Genomic DNA, 22,108 nt, shown 5'->3' with positions numbered 1-22,108 from the left:
GCCGTTAGAAACTAACGATTGGAAAGCGCACGATGCGCCCCAATAATGTCGGTATCGGGCGCCATCGCGCCTTGCCGCCGTTACCCTTTTCATCCCGGTTCATCCGGCAACAGACAGGGAGTCTTATGTCCGCCAGCGCCAACACCAATCCGCTCCTCGACTTCTCCGGCCTGCCCCGCTTCGGCGAAATTCGCCCGGAACACGTGACGCCCGCGCTCGATACGCTGCTCGACGCAGCCAGCCGCGCGGTCGAGGCCGCGAGCGCGAGCGCGACGCCGTCGACCTGGGCCGCCGTCGTCGAGACGGTCGAGCACGCGACGGAGCCGCTCGGCCGCGCATGGGGCATCGTCGGCCACCTGAACGCGGTCGCCGATACGCCCGAGCTGCGTGCCGCGTACGGCGAGAACCTGCCGCGCGTGACCGAGTTCTGGTCGAGCGTCGGCCAGAATCTCGCGCTGTACGAGAAGTACAAGGCGATCGCCGCGAGCGCCGAATACGCGTCGCTGTCCGCCGAGCGCAAGAAGATCCTCGACAACGCGCTGCGCGACTTCCGCCTGTCGGGCGCCGAGCTGCCCGAAGACCAGAAGCCGCGCTTCGCGGAACTGCAGGAACAGCAGGCCGCGCTGTCGAAGGCGTTCTCCGACCACGTGCTCGACGCGACCAACGCGTACGCGTACTTCGTGCAGGACGAAGCCGAACTGGCCGGCCTGCCGGGCGACGCGATCGAGGCCGCCCGCGAAGCGGCGCAGAAGGACGGCAAGGAAGGCTGGAAATTCACGCTGCACTTCCCGTCGTATTTCCCGGTGCTGCAGTACGCCGACAACCGCGCGCTGCGTGAAACGCTCTACCGCGCGTACGCCACCCGCGCGTCGGAACTCGGGCCGCAGTACGGCAGCGGCAGCGCAGAATGGGACAACACGGCGATCGTCGCCGACGAGCTGAAGCTGCGCCGCGAAGAGGCGCAGATGCTCGGCTACCGCAACTTCGCCGAAGTGTCGCTCGCGCCGAAGATGGCCGAATCGCCGCAGCAGGTGATCGCGTTCCTCGAGGATCTCGCGACGCGCGCGCGTCCGCACGCGGACAAGGACTGGGAAGAACTGCGCGCGTTCGCCGCGAAGGAACTCGGCCTCGCCGAACTCGCGCCGTGGGACGTCGCGTATGCAGCCGAAAAGCTGCGCCAGCAGCGTTATGCGTTCTCGGAAAACGAGGTCAAGCAGTACTTCCCGGAGCCGGCCGTGCTCAAGGGCCTGTTCACCGTCACCGAGACGCTGTTCGGCGTGCGGATCAAGCCGGACGACGCGCCGGTGTGGCACAAGGACGTGCGCTTCTTCCGCGTCGAGAATCGCGACGGCTCGCTCGTCGCGCAGTTCTATCTCGACCTGTACGCCCGCGAAGGCAAGCGCGGCGGCGCATGGATGGACGACGCGCGCTCGCGCGCGAAGCGCGGCAGCGACGTGCAAACGCCCGTCGCCTATCTCACCTGCAACTTCTCGGCGCCGATCGGCGGCAAGCCCGCGTGCTTCACGCACGACGAAGTCATCACGCTGTTCCATGAATTCGGCCACGGGCTGCACCACATGCTCACGCGTGTCGACGAGCTCGGCGTGTCGGGCATCAACGGCGTCGAATGGGATGCGGTCGAGCTGCCGTCGCAGTTCATGGAAAACTTCTGCTGGGAATGGGACGTGCTGTCGTCGATGTCGTCGCACGTCGACACGGGCGCCGCGCTGCCGCGCGAGCTGTTCGACAAGATGATCGCCGCGAAGAATTTCCAGAGCGGGCTCGGCACGCTGCGCCAGATCGTGTTCTCGATGTTCGACATGCTGCTGCACGTCGACTTCGACCCGGCGGGTACGACCGGCGTGAACGCGTTCGCGCGCGAGATCAACGAGCGCTACCACGTGATTCCGCAGGCGGCGTTCTCGCGCTGGCCGAACACGTTCAGCCACATCTTCGCGGGCGGCTATGCGGCCGGCTACTACAGCTACAAGTGGGCGGAAGTGCTGTCGGCCGACGCGTACGCGGCGTTCGAGGAAGCGGCCGCCGCGAGCGGCAGCGTGCTCGACGCGGCGACCGGCACACGCTATCGCCGCGAAATCCTCGAGGTTGGCGGCAGCCGCCCGGCGATGGATTCGTTCAAGGCATTCCGCGGCCGCGAGCCGGAGATCGATGCGCTGCTGCGCCACAACGGGATGGCCACGCCCGCGCACTGAGCGCGCCGCATCTTCAGGCTCATCCGGCTCGATCGAAAGGCACCGCTTCGGCGGTGCCTTTTTTCATGGCGCGGCCGAATCGTCGTCGAACAGCGAGAATTGCCCGTGACGCTCGGCCGTGTCCTCGTCGATGCGCACGCCGACGCCAAGCAGCCGCACGGCCTGCGCGCGCCGCTGCAGCCCCTTCGCGAGCAGCGTGACGGCCGTGTCCGCGTTCGTCGCATCGGCCACGCACTCGACCGTCGTGCGCTGGAAATCGGCGAAACGGATTTTCACGTACAGCTTGCGGACCGAGCGCACGGCGCCCGCGCGCGCAATCCGCGCGTCGAGCTGCACGACGAGGCGGCGGATTTCCTCCGCGCATTGCTCGAGCGTCGTCAGGTCGGTCACGTAGGTCGTCTCGACGCTGACCGACTTGCGCTCCTGGTCGGCCTGCACGGGCCGCTCGTCGATCCCGCGCGACAGTTCGTACAGCCGCCGCCCGAACGCGCCGAACTCGCGGTGCAGGTCGATCAGCGGCCAGTCGCGCAATTGCGCGCAGGTCTGGATACCGAGCCGGTCGAGCCGCGTGGCCGTCACCTTGCCGACGCCGTGCAGCTTGCGCACCGGCAGCGCCGCAACGAACGCGTCGATCTCGTGCGGCCGCACGACGAACAGCCCGTCGGGCTTGTTCCAGTCGGACGCGATCTTCGCGATGAACTTGTTCGGCGCGACGCCCGCCGACACGGTCACGCCCACCGTGTCGTGCACGCGCTGGCGGATCTCGCGCGCAATCAACGTCGCGCTGCCCTGGCAGCGCTCCGAGCCGCTGACGTCGAGATACGCCTCGTCGAGCGACAGCGGTTCGACGTCGGGCGTGTAGTCGCGATAGATCGCCATGATCTGCCGCGACGCCGCGCGGTACTTGTCCATCGCGGACGGCAGGATCAGCAAGTCCGGGCACTTGCGCATCGCGAGCGCCGACGACATCGCCGAATGCACGCCGTAGCGCCGCGCTTCGTAGTTGCAGGTCGCGATCACGCCGCGCTGGTCGGGCCGGCCGCCGACCGCGAGCGGCCGGTTGCGCAGCGAAGGATCGTCGCGCATCTCGACCGACGCGTAAAAGCAGTCGCAATCGCAGTGGATGATCTTGCGCATGCGCGACGGCGCGTCGCCCGGCGGCAGCAGGTGCGGATCGGCAGGCGGAATGGTGGTCGGGCTCACGGTGCCGATACTGTACAAAAACACAGTGCCGGTTTCAACTGTCGCGTGCACCCTCAACCGGCTGCGCCGTACCGGCCAGGTTCGCGCGGATCGTACCGCCGGGCGCGGGCGGCGGCACCTATACTCGTCTGCCGCGACACACAAAAGATAAAGGTGACGGATGAAGACGATCGGACTGATCGGTGGCATGAGCTGGGAATCGTCGGCCGAGTATTACCGGCTGATCAATCGCCACTCGAAGGCGCTGCACGGCGGGCATCACAACGCGAAGAGCGTGCTGGTCACGGTCGATTTCGCGGAGATCGAGGCACTGCAGCGCGCGCAGGACTGGGGCGCGCTCGGCGAACGGATGGCCGGCGCCGCGCGGCAGCTCGAAGCGGCCGGCGCCGATCTCGTCGTGCTGACGACCAATACGATGCACCGCGTGCACGACGCGATCGAAGCCGCGGTGACGCTGCCGTTCCTGCACATCGCCGATCCGACCGGCGCCGCGCTGCGCGACGCGGGCGTCGGGCGCGTCGCGCTGCTCGGCACGCGCTATACGATGGAGCTGCCGTTCTATGCGGAACGGCTGCGCGACAAGTTCGGGATGGAGGTGCTCGTGCCGGACGAACGCGGCCGCGACGACGTGCACCGGATCATCTACGACGAGCTGTGCCACGGCATCGTCGACGCAGCGTCGCGCGCGACCTACGTGACGATCATCGAGCAACTCGCGCAGCAAGGCGCGCAGGCCGTGATCCTCGGCTGCACGGAAATCACGCTGTTGATCGGCGCGGACGATTCGCCGCTGCCCGTGTTCGACACGACCGCGCTGCATGCGAAGGCGGCGGTCGAGTGGGCCGCGCGCTGAGCGACGGGCGCCGTCGCCTATCGGCAACCACCGCCGGATTGTTCCGCTCGGCAGGATTCACTCTCCCGGATTGCGCCCTCCCCGTCAGCCCGACTCCCTGCTCTCGCCCGTTGCTCGGGCCCGGCAGGAACGGCCCGCGCATCACGCGGCCCGCTTCGCGCGGCCGCGTCGACACGGCTTGTTATCCATTGGTAATAAAGTGAACGCGGATTGGCATTCGGGCAGCGGCACCGACATCGACGCTGCTCGTCGCGGTCTCTTTTTCCACCAACAGGAAACAGGAACATGAAAAGACTCAGCTTCTTGTCCGGCGCGCTGTTCGCCATGACGGCCATGCTCAACGCATACGCTGATCCCAACATCACCGCATCGGCCGCATTGACGCCCGCGAGCGGCTTCGATCGCATGACGTGGGACATCACGCCCGAAGTCGTGCCGACCCAGGTCAACGCCAGTTACTACTGGGCGAACCAGCTGTCGTCGCAACATGGCGGGCACGCGATCTACACCGGCATCCAGCCGCGCACCCGAAGCAGCAACGTGGTGATCTTCAGCGCGTTCGGCACCGGCACGACACCGCTGTCGGCGAATTGTCGCGGCGGCGCCGACGGCGGTGCGGGAACGTCGTGCTCGATCGCCTACGCATGGAAAACGGGCCACGCCTACCGGCTGCAGATCACCGTCACGCAGGCCAATCTCAGTGACGGGCGCTCGACCCTCGACGGCTTCATCACGGATGTCGCAACCGGCGTCACGACGCCGACCGGCAGCATCGCGGTGCCGGCGGACTGGGGCGGCCTGTCGAGCTCGGCGTACCTGTTCGACGAATACTTTCCGTTCAACGGCGCGTCGCCCGACCCGATGCAGCGGCCGTGCGTGCCCTATGCGCGCTACACGACGTCGCTGCCGCATTTCTATCTGAAGGATGTCGACTACCCGACGACCGAACGATCGATCCGGGTGAATACAGGCAAGGACAAGTGCGCGGCACTGGCGGGTACGCCGAACGCGCGGGCGACCCTCGTCAACACGACGACCTACTTGCTCGAGAACGGTTTCCTGCCCGGGAGCCCGGGCGCACCGAAATAACAATCCGGACGCGGAAAACAAAAAACCCGGCACGGGGCCGGGTTCCTGTCGACGAAGCGCGCATCGGTCACTTGCGCTGCACATCGTCTGGTGTGCTTGGTTGCGGGGGTAGGATTTGAACCTACGACCTTCGGGTTATGAGCCCGACGAGCTGCCAGACTGCTCCACCCCGCGTCAGAGAAATAAATTATAGGGTGAGGAAGTACTCACGTCAACACTTTTGTCACAATTCTTGCTCCCCTTCCCGCTGCGCCGATGCATGACGCCTCTGCAGCACCGCGTATCGCGCGCGTTTGCACCGCGTGCTCGCGGTAAGATGGCGGCCTTCGCATTCACCCCGCACGCACATTCCCGTTCATGAAAATTGCCACCTGGAACGTCAACTCGCTCAACGTCCGCAAGCAGCACGTGCTCGACTGGCTCGCGCAAAGCGGTACCGACGTGCTGTGCCTGCAGGAACTGAAACTGCCTGACGAGAAATTCCCGCGCGCCGATCTCGAGGCGGCCGGCTATCGCAGCTGGTTCACCGGCCAGAAGACCTACAACGGCGTCGCGATCCTCGCGCGCGACACGCTGTCCGTCGACGAATCGGACGTCGTGCGCAACATCCCCGGCTTCGACGATCCGCAGCAGCGCGTGGTCGCCGCGACGGTCGACGGCGTGCGCATCGTGTCCGCATATTTCCCGAACGGCCAGGCGCCCGACTCCGACAAGTTCGCCTACAAGATGCAGTGGCTCGACGCGCTGCAAGCGTGGCTGCGTACCGAGATGCAGCGCTACCCGAAGCTCGCGCTGCTCGGCGACTACAACATCGCGCCGGAAGACCGCGACGTGCACGACCCGGCGAAATGGGAAGGCCAGAACCTCGTGTCGCCGCAGGAGCGCGCGCACTTCGCGCAACTGATCGAGCTCGGCTTCGTCGATGCGTTCCGCCGCTTCGAGCAGCCCGAGAAGACCTTCACGTGGTGGGACTATCGAATGATGGCGTTCCGCCGCAACGCGGGGCTGCGCATCGACCACATCCTGCTGTCACCGGCGCTCGCCGAAACCTGCACGTCGTGCGAAGTCGATCGCACGCCGCGCACGTGGGAACAGCCGTCCGACCACACGCCCGTCGTCGCGGTCGTCGGCTGATCGCGCGGCCCGCGCGCGTTCAGCGCCGCGCGGGCGCCGGCCCGAGATGGGCCCACAGGAACCCGAATTCGGCTGCGTCGGATTCGGCGCGTTCCAGATCGTCGGCGCTGCCGTGGCCGCCGTCGGTGTTCTCCCAGTACCACACCCGTTCGTGACCGAGCGCATGCATGCGCGCGGCCATCTTGCGCGCATGCGCGGGATGCACGCGGTCGTCGCGCGTCGACGTCGTCAGCAGCAGCGGCGGATACACGACGCCTTCGCGCACGCGGTGATACGGCGAATACGCGGCCAGCGCCGCGCCCTCGCGCGGCTCGTCCGGGTCGCCGTATTCGTCGAGCCACGCGGCGCCCGCGTGCAGCTTCGGATAGCGCCGCATGTCGAGCAGCGGCACGCGGCACAGCACCGCGCCGAACAGTTCCGGCCGCTGCGTCATGCATGCGGCGACCAGCAGCCCGCCGTTGCTGCCGCCCTCGATTCCGAGCTGCGCGGCGCTCGTCACGCCGGTCGCGGCCAGATCCTCGGCCACCGCGATGAAATCGTCGAACGAGCGCTGCCGGTGTTCGCGCTGCGCATCGACGTGCCATTGCGGCCCGAATTCACCGCCGCCGCGGATGTGCGCAAACGCCATGACGCCGCCGCGTTCGAGCCACGCGATGCCGAACGCGTCGCTGTAGCCCGGCAGGTTCGGTATCGCAAAGCCGCCGTAGCCCGACAGCAGGCACGGTCGCACCACGCGCGCCGCGCCTTCGGGCGCATCGAGCGCGTCGCGCGGTCCGATCAGCGTGTACGGCACCACCGTGCCGTCGTGCGAACGCGCGTTCGCGCGGCGCACGACGAGCCCGGTCGCATCGAACTGCACCGGCGGCCGGTCAAGCAGCACGCGGCGCGACGGTGCATCGGCCGCGCGATCGGCAAGGTCGGCCAGCCAGCACTCGGGCGGATCGAGATAGGTGTCGACGTCCACGTAAATCTCGTCGTTCAGCGTCGATTCGACCGGCTCGATGTCGATCTGCGCATCGCCCGGCCAGTCGAACGGACGTGCATCCCACGTCCACGTGCCGTCGTCCGCCTGCGTCGGTTGCCACAGCATCGTGCGGTTGTGCACGTCGTCGAGCCAGCTCGCGATCAGCGTCGTGCGCGTGTGCGTCCACGTGCACGCGGACGTCGACGGTTGCGGCGCGAACAGCGTCGTGAGTTCGCGCGACCCGGCCAGGAACGCCTGCTCGCGAATCGCCAGCAGCGAGCCGCCCGCATGGCGCACGCCGCCGCATTCCCAGTCGAGACGCGGCTCCAGCACGAGCCAGCCTTCCCAGAAGCCGACCTCGACATGCGTGGGCACGTCATAGCGCGCCCACTCGCCGGCGTCGGTCAGCCGGTACGCATGCGCGTCGAAGAAATCGACGCTGCGCCACGCGACGTGACGGTTGTCGATCGGATCGAAACCCGCGCCCGCGCTGATGTCGTCGGGTTCGCCGCGGAATACGACGGGCGCATCGGCGAGCGGCGTGCCGCGCACCCAGCGGCGCGCTTCATACGGATAGCCGGCCGCGGTCGCATGCGCTTCGCCACGGTCCCAGCTCACGTAGACGGTATCGCGATCGATCCAGCCGACCGTGTGATGTCCCGGCTCGTCGATCGTGAAACCGCCGTCGACGAAACGACGCTCGACGAGATCGAATTCGCGCACGACGACCGCATCGGCACCACCCGGCGACAGCGACAGCAGCGCGCGATCGCCGTCCGGATACAGGATCGAGTCCTGCTCGAACACCCACGACTCGCCCTCTTCTGCGCCGAGCGCGTCGACGTCGAGCAGCGTTTCCCACGCCGGCCGGCCGGCGCGCCAGTCGTCCCAGCGCGTGCGGCGCCACAGCCCCTTCGGATGGAGATCGTCCTGCCACAGGTCGTAGGCCCAGTCGCGCCAGCGGGTCGGAATCACCGGGTGTTCGCGCGGCAGATACGCTTTTGCCAAGCGCGCCGTGAGCGCGCGCCAGGCGTCGTCGTCGCGCAGCGCGGCGCGCGTGCGCGCGTTCTGTTCGTCGACCCACGTGCGGGCACGCTTGCTGTCGAGCGATTCGAGGAAACGGAACGGGTCGGCCCCGGCGGGCCAGCGGAAGGAATCGGACATTGAGGATCGGCGGATGGTGAAACGACAGGCAAACCGCGATTATGTCCGATCGCGGCATGCGCGATGCCCGCGCATGCCGCAAATCGTGCTCAGGGCTCCAGATGGAGTTCCTGGATCTTGCGCGTGATCGTGTTGCGGCCAATGCCGAGCCGCTCCGCGGCCTCGACCTTGCGGCCGCGCGTGAAGTCGAGCGCCTCGCGAATCACGGCGGCCTCGAAGCGGCGCGCGAGCTCGTCCATCACGTCGGCCGAATTCTCGCGCAGCAGCCGCGCGACTTCGGTGCGCAGGCCATGCTCCCACAGCGGATAGCCGGCCGGCGCGCCGCCGTTCGGTGCCGCCGCGACAGGCGCGACTGCCACCGGTGCCGCGCCGAGCGCCGGATGCGCGAGCACCGCGTCGCCGCCGCTGCCATGCGCATCCGCGCCGTCGCCGTTCGCGACGACGGGCGCACCGGCCGGCACGAGATCCGGCGGCAGGTCCTTGATCTCGACCGTCTGCGCGGGCGCCATCACGGTCAGCCAGTTCGCGAGGTTCTCGAGCTGCCGCACGTTACCGGGAAACGCCAGCGACGAGAGGTACGCGAGCGCATCGTCGGACACGCGCTTCGGCTCGACGCCGAGATCGCGCGCGCTCTTCTGCAGGAAGTGCCGCGTGAGCAGCGCGATGTCCTCGCTGCGTTCGCGCAGCGGCGGCAGACGCAGCCGGATCACGTTGAGCCGGTGGTAAAGGTCCTCGCGGAACAGCCCCTGCCGCACGCGCGATTCGAGATTCTGGTGGGTCGCGGCGATCACGCGCACGTTCGCGCGCAGCGGGTTGTGCCCACCGACCCGATAGAACTGCCCGTCCGACAGCACGCGCAGCAGGCGCGTCTGCAGGTCGAACGGCATGTCGCCGATTTCGTCGAGGAACAGCGTGCCGTTCTCGGCCTGCTCGAAGCGGCCCTGCCGTGTCGTCTGCGCACCGGTGAACGCGCCGCGCTCATGGCCGAACAGCTCGGATTCGAGCAGGTCCTTCGGAATCGCCGCGGTGTTCAGCGCGATGAACGGCCCGTTCGCGCGCGGGCTGTGACGGTGCAGTGCGCGTGCGACGAGCTCCTTGCCGGTGCCCGACTCGCCCGTGATCAGCACGGTCGCGGCCGAATGCGACAGGCGGCCGATCGCGCGGAACATGTCCTGCATCGCGGGCGCCTGGCCGAGCATCTCGGGCGCCTCCGCGACGCGCTCGTCCTGCGGCGCGCCACCGCGCAGGCTTTCCTCGACCGCGCGGCGGATCAGCTCGACCGCCTTGTCGACGTCGAACGGCTTCGCGAGATATTCGAACGCGCCGCCCTGGAACGCCGCGACGGCGCTGTCGAGATCGGAGAACGCCGTCATGATGATGACGGGCAGGCCCGGCAGGCGCTCGTGCATCGCCTGCAGCAACTCGAGGCCCGAGCCGCCCGGCATCCGGATGTCGGACACGAGCACCTGCGGCGTCTCGTGGTCGAGCGCGGCCAGCGCGTCGCGCACGTTCGCGAAGCTCTTCGTCGCGAAGCTGTCCCGGGCGAGTGCCTTTTCAAGCACCCAGCGGATCGATTGGTCGTCGTCTACTATCCAGATCGGCTTCATAGGTCGGTCAGGTATGGGTGAATCCGGTGAATCGCACTGCTGCCGCTCAATGATCGAGCGGCAGCAGAATCTGAAATTCGGTACGTCCGGGTCGGCTCTCGACCTCGATCATCCCGTCATGCTGCTGCACGAACGTCTGCGCGAGCGTGAGGCCGAGGCCGCTGCCGTCTTCGCGCCCGGACACGAGCGGGTAGAAGATCCGGTCGCGAATCTCCTCCGGAATGCCGGGCCCGTTGTCGATCACGTGCAAGTCCAGTGCCAGCTTGTACAGGCGCTTCGCGATCGTGATCTTGCGCGCGATGCGCGTGCGCAATTCGATCTTCGCGTCGCCCTGCGCGATCCGTTCGCGCAACGCCTGTGCGGCGTTACGCACGATGTTGAGCAGCGCCTGGATCAACTGCTCCTTGTCGCCGCGCAGGTCGGGCACGCTCACGTCGTAGTCGCGCTCGATCGTGAGCCCGCGCGGGAATTCCGCGAGCATCACCGCGCGCACGCGTTCGCATACTTCATGAATGTTCACGTCGCCGACGATGTGCGGATGCCGATGCGGCTCCAGCAACCGGTCGACGAGCGTCTGCAGGCGATCGGACTCCTTGATGATCACCTGCGTGTATTCGCGCAACTCGCCGCGCTCGCGCTCGCCGAGCTCGAATTCGAGCAGCTGGGCTGCGCCGCGAATTCCGCCGAGCGGGTTCTTGATCTCGTGCGCGAGGTTGCGGATCAACTGCTTGTTGACCGCGGTCAGGTCGTGAATGCGCTCCTCGCGATCGGTGCGCGACTGCCGCTCGTTCTCGAACAGCTCGACGAGCACGAAATCGGGCGCGGTCTCGAGGAAACCGACGATCGCGTGCACGTGCAGCGGTTCGCGGCCGGGCCGGTCGAGCACGGTATCGAGGTGCGTCGCGTGAAAGCGCTCCTCGCCGATCGCGGTGATCGTCGACGCGAGTTCGTTCGCGTTCGGAAAAATCTCGCCCCACGGCCGCTGCGCGAGCTGCCGGCGCGAGATGTCGAGCATCGCCTCCGCGGACGGGTTCGCGAACGCGATCCGCAGCGTCTTGCGGTCGAGCACGATCACGACCGTCGGCAGCGCTTCCAGCCCCGCCAGCAGGCCCGAACGCGCGAGCCGTTCGTCGTCCGTCAGTCGCTCGGGCTGCCCCGCTTTCGCCTTGATCAGATTCTTCAGAACCATCTGCGTGCTTGTCGCGCCTCAACGGGCCAGAAAATGAAAATCACCGGAACAAAAAAGGGACGGCTGGACGCCGTCCCCTTTCAGACTCCGCCGCCCCCGCCGCAGGCCGCGCGGCGGGAACGAACCGGCAAAACGGCGCTGAATCGAAGCGCCATCGCCGATTAGAGCGAGTAGTACATCTCGAACTCGATCGGGTGCGTCGTCATGCGGAACTTCGCCAGCTCCTGCTCCTTCAGCGCGAGGTACGCGTCCAGCATGCCGTCCGTGAACACGCCGCCGCGCGTCAGGAACTCGCGATCCTTGTCGAGCGCTTCGAGTGCCTGGTCGAGGCCCGCGCAAACGGTCGGGATCTTTGCATCTTCTTCCGGCGGCAGGTCGTACAGGTTCTTGTCCGCTGCTTCGCCCGGATGGATCTTGTTCTGGATCCCGTCGAGGCCGGCCATCATCAGCGCCGTGAAGCACAGGTACGGGTTCGCCATCGGATCCGGGAAGCGCGTTTCGATACGGCGGCCCTTCGGGTTCGACACGTGCGGAATGCGGATCGATGCCGAACGGTTGCGTGCCGAGTAAGCGAGCTTGACCGGTGCTTCGAAGTGCGGGACCAGACGCTTGTACGAGTTCGTCGTCGGGTTCGTGATCGCGTTCAGCGCGCGAGCGTGCTTGATGATGCCGCCGATGTAGAACAGCGCCAGTTCCGACAGGCCGGCGTAGCCGTTGCCCGCGAACAGGTTCTGGCCGTCCTTCCAGATCGACTGGTGAACGTGCATGCCCGAACCGTTGTCGCCGACGACCGGCTTCGGCATGAACGTCGCCGTCTTGCCGTACGAGTGCGCGACGTTATGGATGATGTACTTCGACCATTGCGTCCAGTCCGCACGCTCGACCAGCGTCGAGAACTTCGTGCCGATTTCGTTCTGGCCCTGGCCCGCCACTTCGTGGTGGTGCACTTCGACCGGGATGCCGAGCTGTTCGAGCAGCAGGCACATTTCCGAACGCATGTCCTGGAACGTGTCGACCGGCGCGACCGGGAAGTAGCCGCCCTTCGTGCCCGGACGGTGGCCCGTGTTGCCGCCTTCGAATTCCTTGCCTGCCGACCACGGCGCTTCTTCGGAGTTGATCTTCACGAAGCAGCCCGACATGTCCGTGTTCCACTGGACCGAGTCGAAAATGAAGAATTCCGGTTCCGGACCGAAGTAGGCCGTGTCGCCGATGCCCGTGCTCTTCAGGTACGCTTCGCCGCGCTTGGCGAGCGAACGCGGATCGCGCTCGTAGCCCTTGCCGTCGGCCGGCTCGACCACGTCGCAGGTCAGCACGAGGGTCGACTCTTCATAGAACGGGTCGACGAACGCAGCGTTCGGATCCGGCATGAGCAGCATGTCCGACGCTTCGATACCCTTCCAGCCCGCGATCGACGAACCGTCGAAGGCATGACCGCTTTCGAACTTGTCTTCGTCAAACGCCGAAACCGGCACCGACACGTGCTGTTCCTTGCCGCGCGTATCCGTGAAGCGGAAATCGACAAACTTGCAGTCCTCGTCCTTCACGAGTTGCATGACGTCGGCGACGGTTTTACTCATAACCTCTTCTCCTGATTGAACAATTCCGGCGGACTGGGAACCGCCTCGTTTATCGAGCTGATCGGGGTCTTGCTTTGGCGCAGCGCGCCCCGATTCGACCGAATTCTATAAAGCAGCTTCCGTGCCACCTATGTGCAAGATCGGCGCGAATCGCGCCGGCGCTCGCTGCGTCGGGGCTGTGCTGCGCGATTCCGGGGCTCGGCATTGCACCGGCCGTCGATCGAAAGCACCCGAATGGTGCAATCGTCGCGGCACGCCGCGCCCACGGAATCATTCTGGTGCACGCACGCAATTCTGCACTCTTTTGGTGAACGCGTGTGCGGCGCGTGCACCGTACCGCATGCGGGCATCCGTGCCGCGACGCCGCGCTAGAATGTTCGTTTGACCGATACGGAGACTCCCCGCCATGAGTACGCTCGACCAGCTTTACGCAAAGGCCGACGAACGCCGCGCACAAGGCGCGCTCAACTACGCCGGCGCGCTGCTGCCGGTCGAGGCATTCGAACTGCTGCAGCTCGACCCGTCGGCGCGCCTCGTCGACGTGCGCACCCGCGCCGAACTCGACTGGATCGGCCGCCCGCTCGTCGGCGACGGCCAGTACCTGCACCTCGAATGGACGCGCTACCCGGGCGGCGTGCCGAATGCCGAATTCGTCAACGAACTGAAGGCGGCCCTCCCGCCCGATACGCCCGTGCTGTTCCTGTGCCGCAGCGCCGCGCGCTCGAAGCTCGCCGCGGTCGCCTCCACGCAGGCCGGCTTCACGAAGGCATTCGACCTGCTCGAAGGCTTCGAAGGCGCCAAGGACGCCGAAGGCCACCGCAAGACGGTCGACGGCTGGTGCTTCCGGAAACTGCCCTGGATCGGCGCCTGACGGCGCGCCGCTCGCGCTCGGTACGACTGCACCATCGTCGAGCCGGGCGATGACATGCCGATGACGGGCCGCCTTGCGCGGCCCGTGGTTTTTGCGCGAGCGCTCAGGCGCGCGGCGAGTCGGGTTCGACCACGTCGCCGCCAAGCAGGTGCACGCCTTCGCGCAGCTTCACGAACGCGGCCGCGACCGCCTCCGGCTCCCCCTTCACGCCGAGGTCGATGTGACGGCGCGCGTAGATGCCGCCGCGCTCCGCATCGCCCACGCTCGGCAGGCTGAACACGCGCACGCCCGGGAAATCGCGCTCGATGCGCTCCATCAGCGGCGTGAGCGTCGATTCCGGCAGCTCGAATACATACAGCGAGCGCTCCGCGTGCGGCGTCGCGTGATGCAGGTGCGCGTATTTCGTGTCGAGCACCCACTCGATCATCGGCCACGCCATCACCGGGAAACCCGGCACGAAATGCAGATCGCCGACCGAGAAGCCGGGAATCCGGTTGTAGCCGTTCGGGATGATCGTCGCGCCGACCGGAAACACGCCCATGTTGAAGCGGTGCTGATTCTCCGGCGAGTCGAAATCGACGGGCTTCGTCGGGTCGGTATGCGTTTCGCGCACCCGCTCCGCGATCAGCAGCTTCGCCTCCGGATGCAGTTCGAGCGGCACGCCGAGCGCGGCGGCCGCACACTGGCGCGTGTGGTCGTCCGGCGTCGCGCCGATCCCGCCCGTCGAGAACACGATGTCGCCCGACGCGATCGCGCGCGCGAGCGTCGCCGTGATGCGGGCCGGATCGTCGCCGACGTATTCGGCCCAGTCGAGCGCGAGGCCACGCGCGCCGAGCAGCTCGATGACCTTCGCCAGATGCTTGTCCTGCCGGCGGCCCGAAAGGATTTCGTCGCCGATGATGATGATGCCGATGCTCATGCCTGCCCCATGTCGATTGCGGTGGCGCGCGTACTCGCGCGCAGGTCCTCCAGCGCGCGCAGGCAATAGTGCCCGAACCACAGCGCCGAGAAGACGAGGATGAAAGCGTATACCCAGATCATGGCCGCCGCGACGAACGGGAACAGCACCATCATCCAGACCGACGACACCCACACGAAGGTCGGCACGGTGCCGAGCAGCCCGGTCGCGACGCCGATGCCGATCAGCGGCCAGCGGTGCTGCCGCACGAGTGTGCGGCGCTCGTCGCGGCTCGCATGCAGCGCGAGCGCGTCGTAGGTCATCACGCGATACGTGAGCCAGCCCCAGATCACGGGCGGCAGTATCGCGAAGAACGGCGGAATCAGCCACAGCGGAATCGTGACGACGAGCACGACGACGCCGGCCAGCGCCGCCCACAGCGAATTGAACACGCTGCCGAAGAAGGTGCCGCCCCGCTTCGGCTCGAGCGTCGCGAACTGCCGGTTCGACAGGTGCTTGATGACGACCGGCATCGAAATCGTCGCGATCAGCAGCAGCACGGTCAGCACGATCAGCGGAATCGCGAGCGATACGACCACGAACGGCGCGACGACCGCGTGCAGTTGCGACATCCCGATCGCGTCGAACGCGCGATACAGCGCGGACGTCAGCACGAAGCCGTCGAGCGCGCCGCGCGCGGCGTCGATCAGCGTCTGCCACGAGAACCACAGCAGGACGCCCCACAGGACGGCCGACACGAGGAACGGCATCAGGGTGAGCCAGAGCATGCGCGGGTGCAACGCGCTCGCCAATGCCCGGACGAAGGAACGCAGCAGGTCGTTCATGCGAGCCTGTATGGACGGAGAAAAACGGGGAAAGGATAAACCACGCGGCCCGCATGCGCCAAAGCGCATGCGGGCCGCGTGGGAGCGTCGTTCAACGGGAGTGTGGCCGGGTCAGGCCGACGCCGCGCCGCGCTTCGCGGAGAACAGGCGCCGGAAGATCCGCACGAACGCGAGGCCGTGCTGCGCCCAGAAGCCGTCGCCGTAGGACACGCCTTCGACCTGCTCGCGAATGCCGGTCGGCTCGACCGTGCGGTTCCACGACGCGGTGCCGAACATCATGTCCCACCACGGGAACAGCACGCCGAAGTTGCAGCCGTACTTGGTGCCTTCGTGGCCGTAGCCGACCGCGTGGTGGCGCCGGTGGAAGATCGGGCTCACGAGCAGGCGCTCGCCGAGCCAGCCGAACGACAGCCGCGCATTCGTATGCTGGATGCTCTGCATGAAGTTCGTGAACGCGGTCAGCACGACGAACTGCGACGGCGTCACGCCGATCACGAGCGCGATCGCCGCGAAGAAGCACGACTGGATCACGTCGTCGAGCAGGTGGTTGCGGTCGTCGCACCACAGCGACATCTGCCGCTGGCTGTGATGCACCGCGTGCAGTTCCCACCAGATACCGAACTTGTGCTGCCAGCGGTGATACCAGTAGCCGGCGAAGTCGAGCACGACGAGATAGATCGCGAACGCGACGATCGGTTGCGAGGTCACGCCCGGCCACAGATAGTCGAGGTTGAAGTTCGCGACGCCGTGCAGGCGCAGCCACGCCTGGAAGTTGTCGAACACCGGCTGCAGCGCGAAGAAGAAGAACAGCGTGTAGATGCCGAGCTTCGAGATCGCCGTATAGATCACGTCGACGCGCACGGCCCGGCGGTTCTTCCAGCGCTCGACGGGCAGCAGCGCCTCGAGCGGGCGCAGCAGCGCGAACATCAGCACCATCTGCAGCGCGCCGATGATCACCCAGTACAGCGCGTCGTAGGTGTCCTCGTCATAGTCCATCAGGTTGAACTTGAAGAGGAGCGGCTGCACAACGTCGACGTACAGCCAGGTCTGGATGTCCGACACGAACGCATCGATCAGGTGCAGCATCGTCCGCCTCCGTCCGTCACGCGCCGTTCGCCGCCTTCCACGGCGCGCGGTCGTAGAAGTAGATGCCGTGCGGCGAGCGGCCGACGGCGATCGTCTGCACCAGCTTGCGCGACGCCAGGTCGATGATCCCGACCTTCTTCGCGAAGCGGAACGTCACCCACAGCGTCTTCTTGTCGGCGGACAGCTCCATGTCGTCCGGCCCCGGCAGCAGGCCGGTGATGTCGCCGACGTTGGTGAGCGTGTTCTCGTCGATGATGCTGATCGTGTTCGCGACCCGGTTCGTCACCGCGACGTGCGTGCCGTCGGCGAGCGAGCGGAAGTTGTGCGCGCCCTTTCCCGTGTAGATCTGCTTGACGACCTTCTGGTTGCGCCAGTCGACGACCGCGACGTAATCCGCGCCCGTCATCCCGACCAGCAGGAACTTGTCGTCCGGCGTGAGCCACAGGCCGGCCGGCACCTTGCCGACCTTCATCTTCCATTTGACCGTCTGCGTCGGCAAATCGATCGCCGCGATCTCGCCGGACACCTGCAGCGACACCAGCACCGTCTTGCTGTCCTTCGTGAATGCGAGGTGGCTCGGCATCACGGCGAGCGGCACGCGCTTCGCGAGGTGCAGGTTCTGGCCGTCGTAGCCGTAGATGTCGACGCGGTCGAGGCGGAGCCCCGCCGCCGCGAACCACTTGCGGTCGGGCGAGAAGCCGAGCTGGTAAGGATCGTCGATCCCTTCGACGGTGCGCTGCAGCTTGCCCGTCTTCGGATCGAGGAACATCAGGCTGTTCGAGACCGAATTAGCAACAATCAGCGACGAATTGTCGGGCGTCGCCATCAGGTGATGCGGTTCCTTGCCGGTCGGCATCGTGCCGACGACTTCGCGGGTCTGCTGGTCGATCAGGGAAAGCGTCGCTTCGGCCGAATTGAGGACGATCACGTTATTCGCGTGTGCGGCGGGCGCCAGCACGGCGGCGGCCAGCGCGAGCGTGCGGCCGAGGGAAAGGAAAGTGCGCATGAAGACTCACGTCGTGGAACAACCGTCATTGTAAAACGTTCAACCGGCCCCGCCGGTTGACGGAAGCCGGTATTGCGCCACTTCGACGCACGCCGCGGCGGCCGGATGAGCCGACGCGGCGTGCGCAGTACGGCCGGCCGGGGCCGGCCGCCGGTACGGGCCTGGAAAACCGATGTTGCGCTAGCGCTGCATCGACTCCCAGACCTTGTGCAGACGCTTGACAGAGACAGGCATCGGCGTGCGCAGTTCCTGCGCGAACAGCGAAATCCGCAATTCCTCGAGCAGCCAGCGGAATTCCGTGAGCCGCGGGTCGGCGACGCCGCCGCGCTGCGACACCGCGCGCTGGTACTGCTGGGCGAGCGGCAGCAGGTCGCCGGACTGCTTCGCGTCGCGCGCCGGATCGGCCTTCAGCTTGTCGATCCGCAGCGCGATGCCCTTCAGGTAGCGCGGGAAGTGCGCAAGCTGCACGTAAGGCGTGTCGAGCACGAAGCGCTTGCCGACCAGCGCGGCGAGCTGCTGCTGCAGATCCGCGTGCGCCTGCGCGAACGGCTTCGCCTGCGCGAGTTTCTTCACGAGGCCCGCGTATTCGGCCAGGATCTGCCCGACGAGCCGCGCGATTTCCTGCGCGAGCAGGTTCAGGCGGCTGCGGCCCTCGTCGCGGCGCGCGTGGAAGCTCGCGTCGTCGTCGGGCAGCGGGTCCTGCAGGCACGCGCGGTCGAGCGCCGTGTCGATCAGCTGGTCGCGCAACTCGTCCTGCGTGCCGAGCGACATGTACTGCATCGCCATCTCGCGCAGGCCCGGCAGGTTCTTCTCGAGGAACTTGATCGGTTCCTTCAGCTGCAGCGCGAACAGCCGCCGCAAGCCGGCCCGGTGGATGCGCGCGGCCTCCTCCGGCGAATCGAACACCTCGACGTCGCAATGCGTGCCGCGATCGACGAGCGCCGGGTAGCCGTACAGCGTCTGGCCGCGCCGGCGGATCTCCAGCAGCTCGGGGAGCTTGCCGAAATTCCACGTCGTCAGGTTCTCGTACAGCGCCGTCGCGCCAGCTTCCGCCGGGGCGGCCGTCTGCGGCGCCGTGCCCTTGCCGGCCTTCGCGCCGCGGCCGGCAGCGCCGGCGGTGGCGGGCGCCGCAGCGGCAGGCGCCTCGGCCTCCGAGCCGGTGGTCGCGATCGTCGACGCCGCCGCGATCTTCTGGAACTGCTGCTGCGCCTGCGCGCCCAGCTCCTGGCGAAGCTGCGCGAGATTGCGCCCCATCGCGAGCTGGCGGCCGTGCTCGTCGATCACCTTGAAGTTCATGAACAGGTGCGCGGGCAGCGTCTCGAGCTTGAAGTCGGCCGTTTTCATCGCGATCTGGGTCTCGCCGCGCACGTCGGCGATCAGCGCCTCGACGAGCCCGCCCGCGCCGAAGCGCTCGCGGCCCATCCGCTCGACGAAACCGGCCGCGTACTCGGGCAGCGGCACGCAGTGGCGGCGCAGCTTCTGCGGCAGCGACTTCAGCAGCAGCTGCACCTTTTCCTTCAGCATCCCCGGCACGAGCCACTCGCAGCGGCGCGCATCGACCTGGTTCAGCGCGTAGAGCGGCACCGCGAGCGTCACGCCGTCGCGCGGCGTGCCGGGCTCGAAGTGGTACGTGAGCGCCATCTCGACGCCGGCCATCGTCGCGCGCTTCGGGAACAGCTCGGTCGTCACGCCCGCCGCCTCGTGGCGCATCAGGTCGTCGCGCGACAGGTACAGCAGCCGCAGCTTGTCCTCGGGCTGGCCGCCCTTCTTCACCTCGTCGCGATACCAGCGCTCGAACGCGGCGCCCGTGTGAATCCCTTCCGGAATCGCCTGGTCGTAGAACGCGTAGATCAGCTCGTCGTCGACCAGCACGTCCTGCCGCCGCGACTTGTGCTCGAGCTGCTCGATGTCGGCGAGCAGCTTGCGGTTGTGCGCGAAGAACGCGAGCTTCGTGTCGAACTCGCCTTCGACGAGCGCGCCGCGGATGAACAGCTCCCGCGCGCGCGCCGGGTCCTGCTTGCCGAACGCGACGCGCCGGCGGTGGTAGATCGTCAGCCCGTACAGCGTCGCGCGCTCGTACGCGCTGACCTGCGCCGGACGCTTTTCCCAATGCGGCTCCGACAACGACTTCTTCAGCAGGTGCGCACCGACCTTCTCGACCCACTCCGGCTCGATCTTCGCGAGGCAGCGCGCGTACAGCCGGCTCGTCTCGACCAGTTCGGCCGCCATCACCCAGCGCCCGGCCTTCTTCGCCAGCGCGGAGCCCGGCCACAGATAGAACTTGATTCCGCGCGCGCCGAGGTAGTGCGGATCGTCGTCGGCCTTCATGCCGAGGTTGCCGAGCAGGCCGGTCAAGAGGGCCAGATGCACCTGTTCGTGGGTCGCCTCGACTTCGTTGAGCCGCCAGCCGTGCTCGCGCACGACGGTCAGCAACTGCGAATGAACGTCGCGCCATTCGCGCAGCCGCAGGTGCGACAGGAAGTTCTGCCGGCACGCATCGACGAGCTGGCGGTTCGACTTCTTGTGCGCGACCGCCTCTTCGAACCACGCCCAGATCTTCAGCCACTGCAGGAATTCGGAGCGCTCGTCGGCGAACCGGCGGTGCGCCTGGTCGGCCTGCTCCTGCGCTTCGATCGGCCGGTCGCGCGGGTCCTGCACGGACAGCGCGCTCGCGATGATCAGCACCTCGCGCAGCGACTGCTGGTCGCGCGCGGCGAGAATCATCCGCCCGACGCGCGGGTCGAGCGGCAGCCGTGCGAGTTCGCGACCAAGCGGCGTCAGCGCGTTGTCGTCGTCGACCGCGCCGAGTTCGTTGAGCAACTGATAGCCGTCCGCGATCGCGCGGCCGGGCGGCGGCTCGAGGAACGGGAACGATTCGATCGCCGTCAGGTGCAGCGACTTCATCCGCAGGATCACCGACGCGAGCGACGAGCGCAGGATTTCCGGATCGGTGAAGCGCGCGCGGGCCTGGTAGTCGCTTTCCTCGTACAAGCGGATGCAGACGCCGTCGGCCACACGGCCGCACCGGCCCGCGCGCTGGTTCGCGGCTGCCTGCGAAATCGACTCGACCTGCAGCTGCTCGACCTTGTTCCGGTACGAATAGCGCTTCACGCGCGCGAGACCGGTATCGACGACGTAGCGGATGCCCGGCACCGTCAGCGACGTTTCGGCCACGTTGGTCGCGAGCACGATCCGGCGCGCGTTCGACGCCTTGAACACCTTGTCCTGGTCGGCCGCCGAGAGCCGCGCGAACAGCGGCAGGATCTCGGTGTGCGGCGGATGGTGCTTGCGCAGCGCCTCGGCCGCTTCGCGGATTTCGCGCTCGCCGGGCAGGAACACGAGCACGTCGCCGGGGCCTTCGCGGCACAGCTCGTCGACCGCGTCGACGATCGCGTCCATCAGGTCGCGCTCGGCCTCGCGGGCGGTCTTCACGCGATCGCGGCTCGCCGTGCCCTCGGCATTTTTCACTGCCGGGCGATCTTCGGCCACCGGGCGGTAGCGCATCTCGACCGGATACAGCCGCCCGCTCACCTCGATCACGGGCGCCGGGCGCTCGTCGGTGCCGAAATGGCGCGCGAAGCGATCGGCGTCGATCGTCGCGGACGTGACGATCAGCTTCAGGTCCGGCCGCCTCGGCAGGATTTCCTTCAGGTAGCCGAGCAGGAAGTCGATGTTCAGGCTGCGCTCGTGCGCCTCGTCGATGATCAGCGTGTCGTACGCCTTCAGCAGCGGGTCGGTCTGCGTCTCGGCGAGCAGGATGCCGTCCGTCATCAGCTTCACGGACGCGCCCGGCGCGAGATTGTCGGTGAAGCGCACCTTGTAGCCGACCACCTCGCCGAACGGCGTGCCGAGTTCCTCGGCGATCCGGCGGCCGGTCGACGACGCAGCGAGACGCCGCGGCTGCGTATGGCCGATCAGGCCCGTGCCGCCGGCGCCGAGGCCGCGGCCGAGATCGAGACAGATCTTCGGCAACTGCGTGGTCTTGCCCGACCCCGTTTCGCCGCAGACGATGACGACCTGATGACCGGCGATCGCGCGCGCGATCTCGTCGCGCTTGCCCGACACGGGCAGGCTTTCGGGATACGTGATCGGCGGGACGGGGTTGGGCGCCACGACGGCGCGCGGCGGCCGCTCGCGGCGCGGCGCGCGCGCCTCGGGCGCGTTGGTCGCGTTGGTCGCGTTGGTCGCGTTCGTCGCCGCTTGCTGGCGCGCCTCGCCGCGCCGTTCGTCGCCGCGCGGCCCGCGCGGCGGCTGGCCCGCCTGCTTGTCCTGTTGCTGGCGCGGCGGCTGGCCCTGCTGCTGACGCGCATCGGCCGCACCATCCGGGTGCCGGGCCGACGGCGTTTTGGCCCGCGTCGGCGCGGGACTTTTAGGTACATTCGACATGGGGGCGCATTATAATCCCGCCC

Annotated in this window: 15 protein-coding genes and 1 tRNA gene; 5 read left to right on the top strand and 11 right to left on the bottom strand. The window is 67.4% G+C overall.

The annotated features are described in order from the left end of the window. The first annotated feature begins 125 nt into the window (after window positions 1-125). The gene (locus tag BBJ41_RS00335) at window positions 126-2,213 is read left to right on the top strand and encodes a M3 family metallopeptidase (protein WP_069744816.1); all 2,088 of its coding nucleotides are present in this window, start codon (window positions 126-128) and stop codon (window positions 2,211-2,213) included. A 63-nt stretch (window positions 2,214-2,276) separates the two neighbouring features. Here BBJ41_RS00335 and dinB read toward each other — a convergent pair whose 3' ends face one another. Continuing rightward, window positions 2,277-3,440 (bottom strand): DNA polymerase IV, encoded by a 1,164-nt coding sequence (dinB, locus tag BBJ41_RS00330; protein WP_069744815.1) that lies wholly within the window; start codon window positions 3,438-3,440, stop codon window positions 2,277-2,279. A 136-nt stretch (window positions 3,441-3,576) separates the two neighbouring features. Between dinB and BBJ41_RS00325 the strand changes: the two genes are divergently transcribed. Together BBJ41_RS00325 and BBJ41_RS00320 are read left to right on the top strand one after the other, a co-directional pair. Next, window positions 3,577-4,269, top strand: coding sequence for an aspartate/glutamate racemase family protein (locus BBJ41_RS00325; RefSeq protein WP_069744814.1), 693 nt, complete (start codon window positions 3,577-3,579; stop codon window positions 4,267-4,269). Window positions 4,270-4,554: 285 nt separating this feature from the next. Beyond that, window positions 4,555-5,358 carry a DUF3472 domain-containing protein gene (locus BBJ41_RS00320; RefSeq protein ID WP_069744813.1) on the top strand — a complete coding sequence of 268 codons (804 nt, stop codon included), beginning with the start codon at window positions 4,555-4,557 and terminating at the stop codon, window positions 5,356-5,358. A 97-nt stretch (window positions 5,359-5,455) separates the two neighbouring features. Here BBJ41_RS00320 and BBJ41_RS00315 read toward each other — a convergent pair. After that, window positions 5,456-5,532, bottom strand: a tRNA-Met gene (locus BBJ41_RS00315). A gap of 183 nt (window positions 5,533-5,715) precedes the next feature. On the opposite strand from BBJ41_RS00315, the gene xth reads away from it, so the two are divergent. Next, window positions 5,716-6,492: an exodeoxyribonuclease III gene (gene xth, locus BBJ41_RS00310; protein WP_069744812.1), complete on the top strand. Its 777-nt coding sequence runs from the start codon at window positions 5,716-5,718 to the stop codon at window positions 6,490-6,492. A 19-nt stretch (window positions 6,493-6,511) separates the two neighbouring features. Here xth and BBJ41_RS00305 read toward each other — a convergent pair whose 3' ends face one another. From BBJ41_RS00305 to glnA, 4 genes are all read right to left on the bottom strand, one after another. Then, window positions 6,512-8,620 carry a prolyl oligopeptidase family serine peptidase gene (locus tag BBJ41_RS00305; RefSeq protein WP_069744811.1) on the bottom strand — a complete coding sequence of 703 codons (2,109 nt, stop codon included), beginning with the start codon at window positions 8,618-8,620 and terminating at the stop codon, window positions 6,512-6,514. Between the two features lie 89 nt (window positions 8,621-8,709). After that, on the bottom strand, window positions 8,710-10,227 hold the full coding sequence (ntrC, locus tag BBJ41_RS00300) for a nitrogen regulation protein NR(I) (RefSeq protein ID WP_069744810.1): 1,518 nt from the start codon (window positions 10,225-10,227) through the stop codon (window positions 8,710-8,712). Window positions 10,228-10,273: 46 nt separating this feature from the next. Next, window positions 10,274-11,416 (bottom strand): nitrogen regulation protein NR(II), encoded by a 1,143-nt coding sequence (glnL, locus tag BBJ41_RS00295; protein ID WP_069744809.1) that lies wholly within the window; start codon window positions 11,414-11,416, stop codon window positions 10,274-10,276. A gap of 161 nt (window positions 11,417-11,577) precedes the next feature. Continuing rightward, window positions 11,578-12,993: a type I glutamate--ammonia ligase gene (gene glnA, locus BBJ41_RS00290; RefSeq protein ID WP_014896606.1), complete on the bottom strand. Its 1,416-nt coding sequence runs from the start codon at window positions 12,991-12,993 to the stop codon at window positions 11,578-11,580. A gap of 406 nt (window positions 12,994-13,399) precedes the next feature. On the opposite strand from glnA, the gene BBJ41_RS00285 reads away from it, so the two are divergent. Further along, window positions 13,400-13,864, top strand: a complete 465-nt coding sequence (locus BBJ41_RS00285) for a rhodanese-like domain-containing protein (protein WP_069744808.1) — start codon at window positions 13,400-13,402, stop codon at window positions 13,862-13,864. Window positions 13,865-13,967: 103 nt separating this feature from the next. Here the strand turns inward: BBJ41_RS00285 and BBJ41_RS00280 are convergent, their stop codons facing one another. The 5 genes from BBJ41_RS00280 to hrpA form a co-directional block, all read right to left on the bottom strand. Next, the gene (locus BBJ41_RS00280; RefSeq protein ID WP_069744807.1) at window positions 13,968-14,783 is read right to left on the bottom strand and encodes a competence/damage-inducible protein A; all 816 of its coding nucleotides are present in this window, start codon (window positions 14,781-14,783) and stop codon (window positions 13,968-13,970) included. Then, entirely contained in the window at window positions 14,780-15,607 is an 828-nt protein-coding gene (locus BBJ41_RS00275) for an EI24 domain-containing protein (RefSeq protein WP_069744806.1), read from the bottom strand. Before BBJ41_RS00275 ends, BBJ41_RS00280 begins: the two co-directional genes overlap by 4 nt. A 111-nt stretch (window positions 15,608-15,718) precedes the next feature. Continuing rightward, complete coding sequence (locus BBJ41_RS00270; protein ID WP_069744805.1) at window positions 15,719-16,693, bottom strand: sterol desaturase family protein; 975 nt, start codon at window positions 16,691-16,693, stop codon at window positions 15,719-15,721. Window positions 16,694-16,709: 16 nt separating this feature from the next. Beyond that, complete coding sequence (locus tag BBJ41_RS00265; protein WP_069744804.1) at window positions 16,710-17,699, bottom strand: YVTN family beta-propeller repeat protein; 990 nt, start codon at window positions 17,697-17,699, stop codon at window positions 16,710-16,712. A 180-nt stretch (window positions 17,700-17,879) separates the two neighbouring features. Next, the gene (gene hrpA / locus BBJ41_RS00260; protein ID WP_069744803.1) at window positions 17,880-22,085 is read right to left on the bottom strand and encodes an ATP-dependent RNA helicase HrpA; all 4,206 of its coding nucleotides are present in this window, start codon (window positions 22,083-22,085) and stop codon (window positions 17,880-17,882) included. Window positions 22,086-22,108: the final 23 nt, after the last annotated feature.

Source organism: Burkholderia stabilis, from assembly GCF_001742165.1.
Lineage (GTDB): Bacteria > Pseudomonadota > Gammaproteobacteria > Burkholderiales > Burkholderiaceae > Burkholderia > Burkholderia stabilis.
This window is presented reverse-complemented; position numbering and strand designations above follow the sequence as displayed.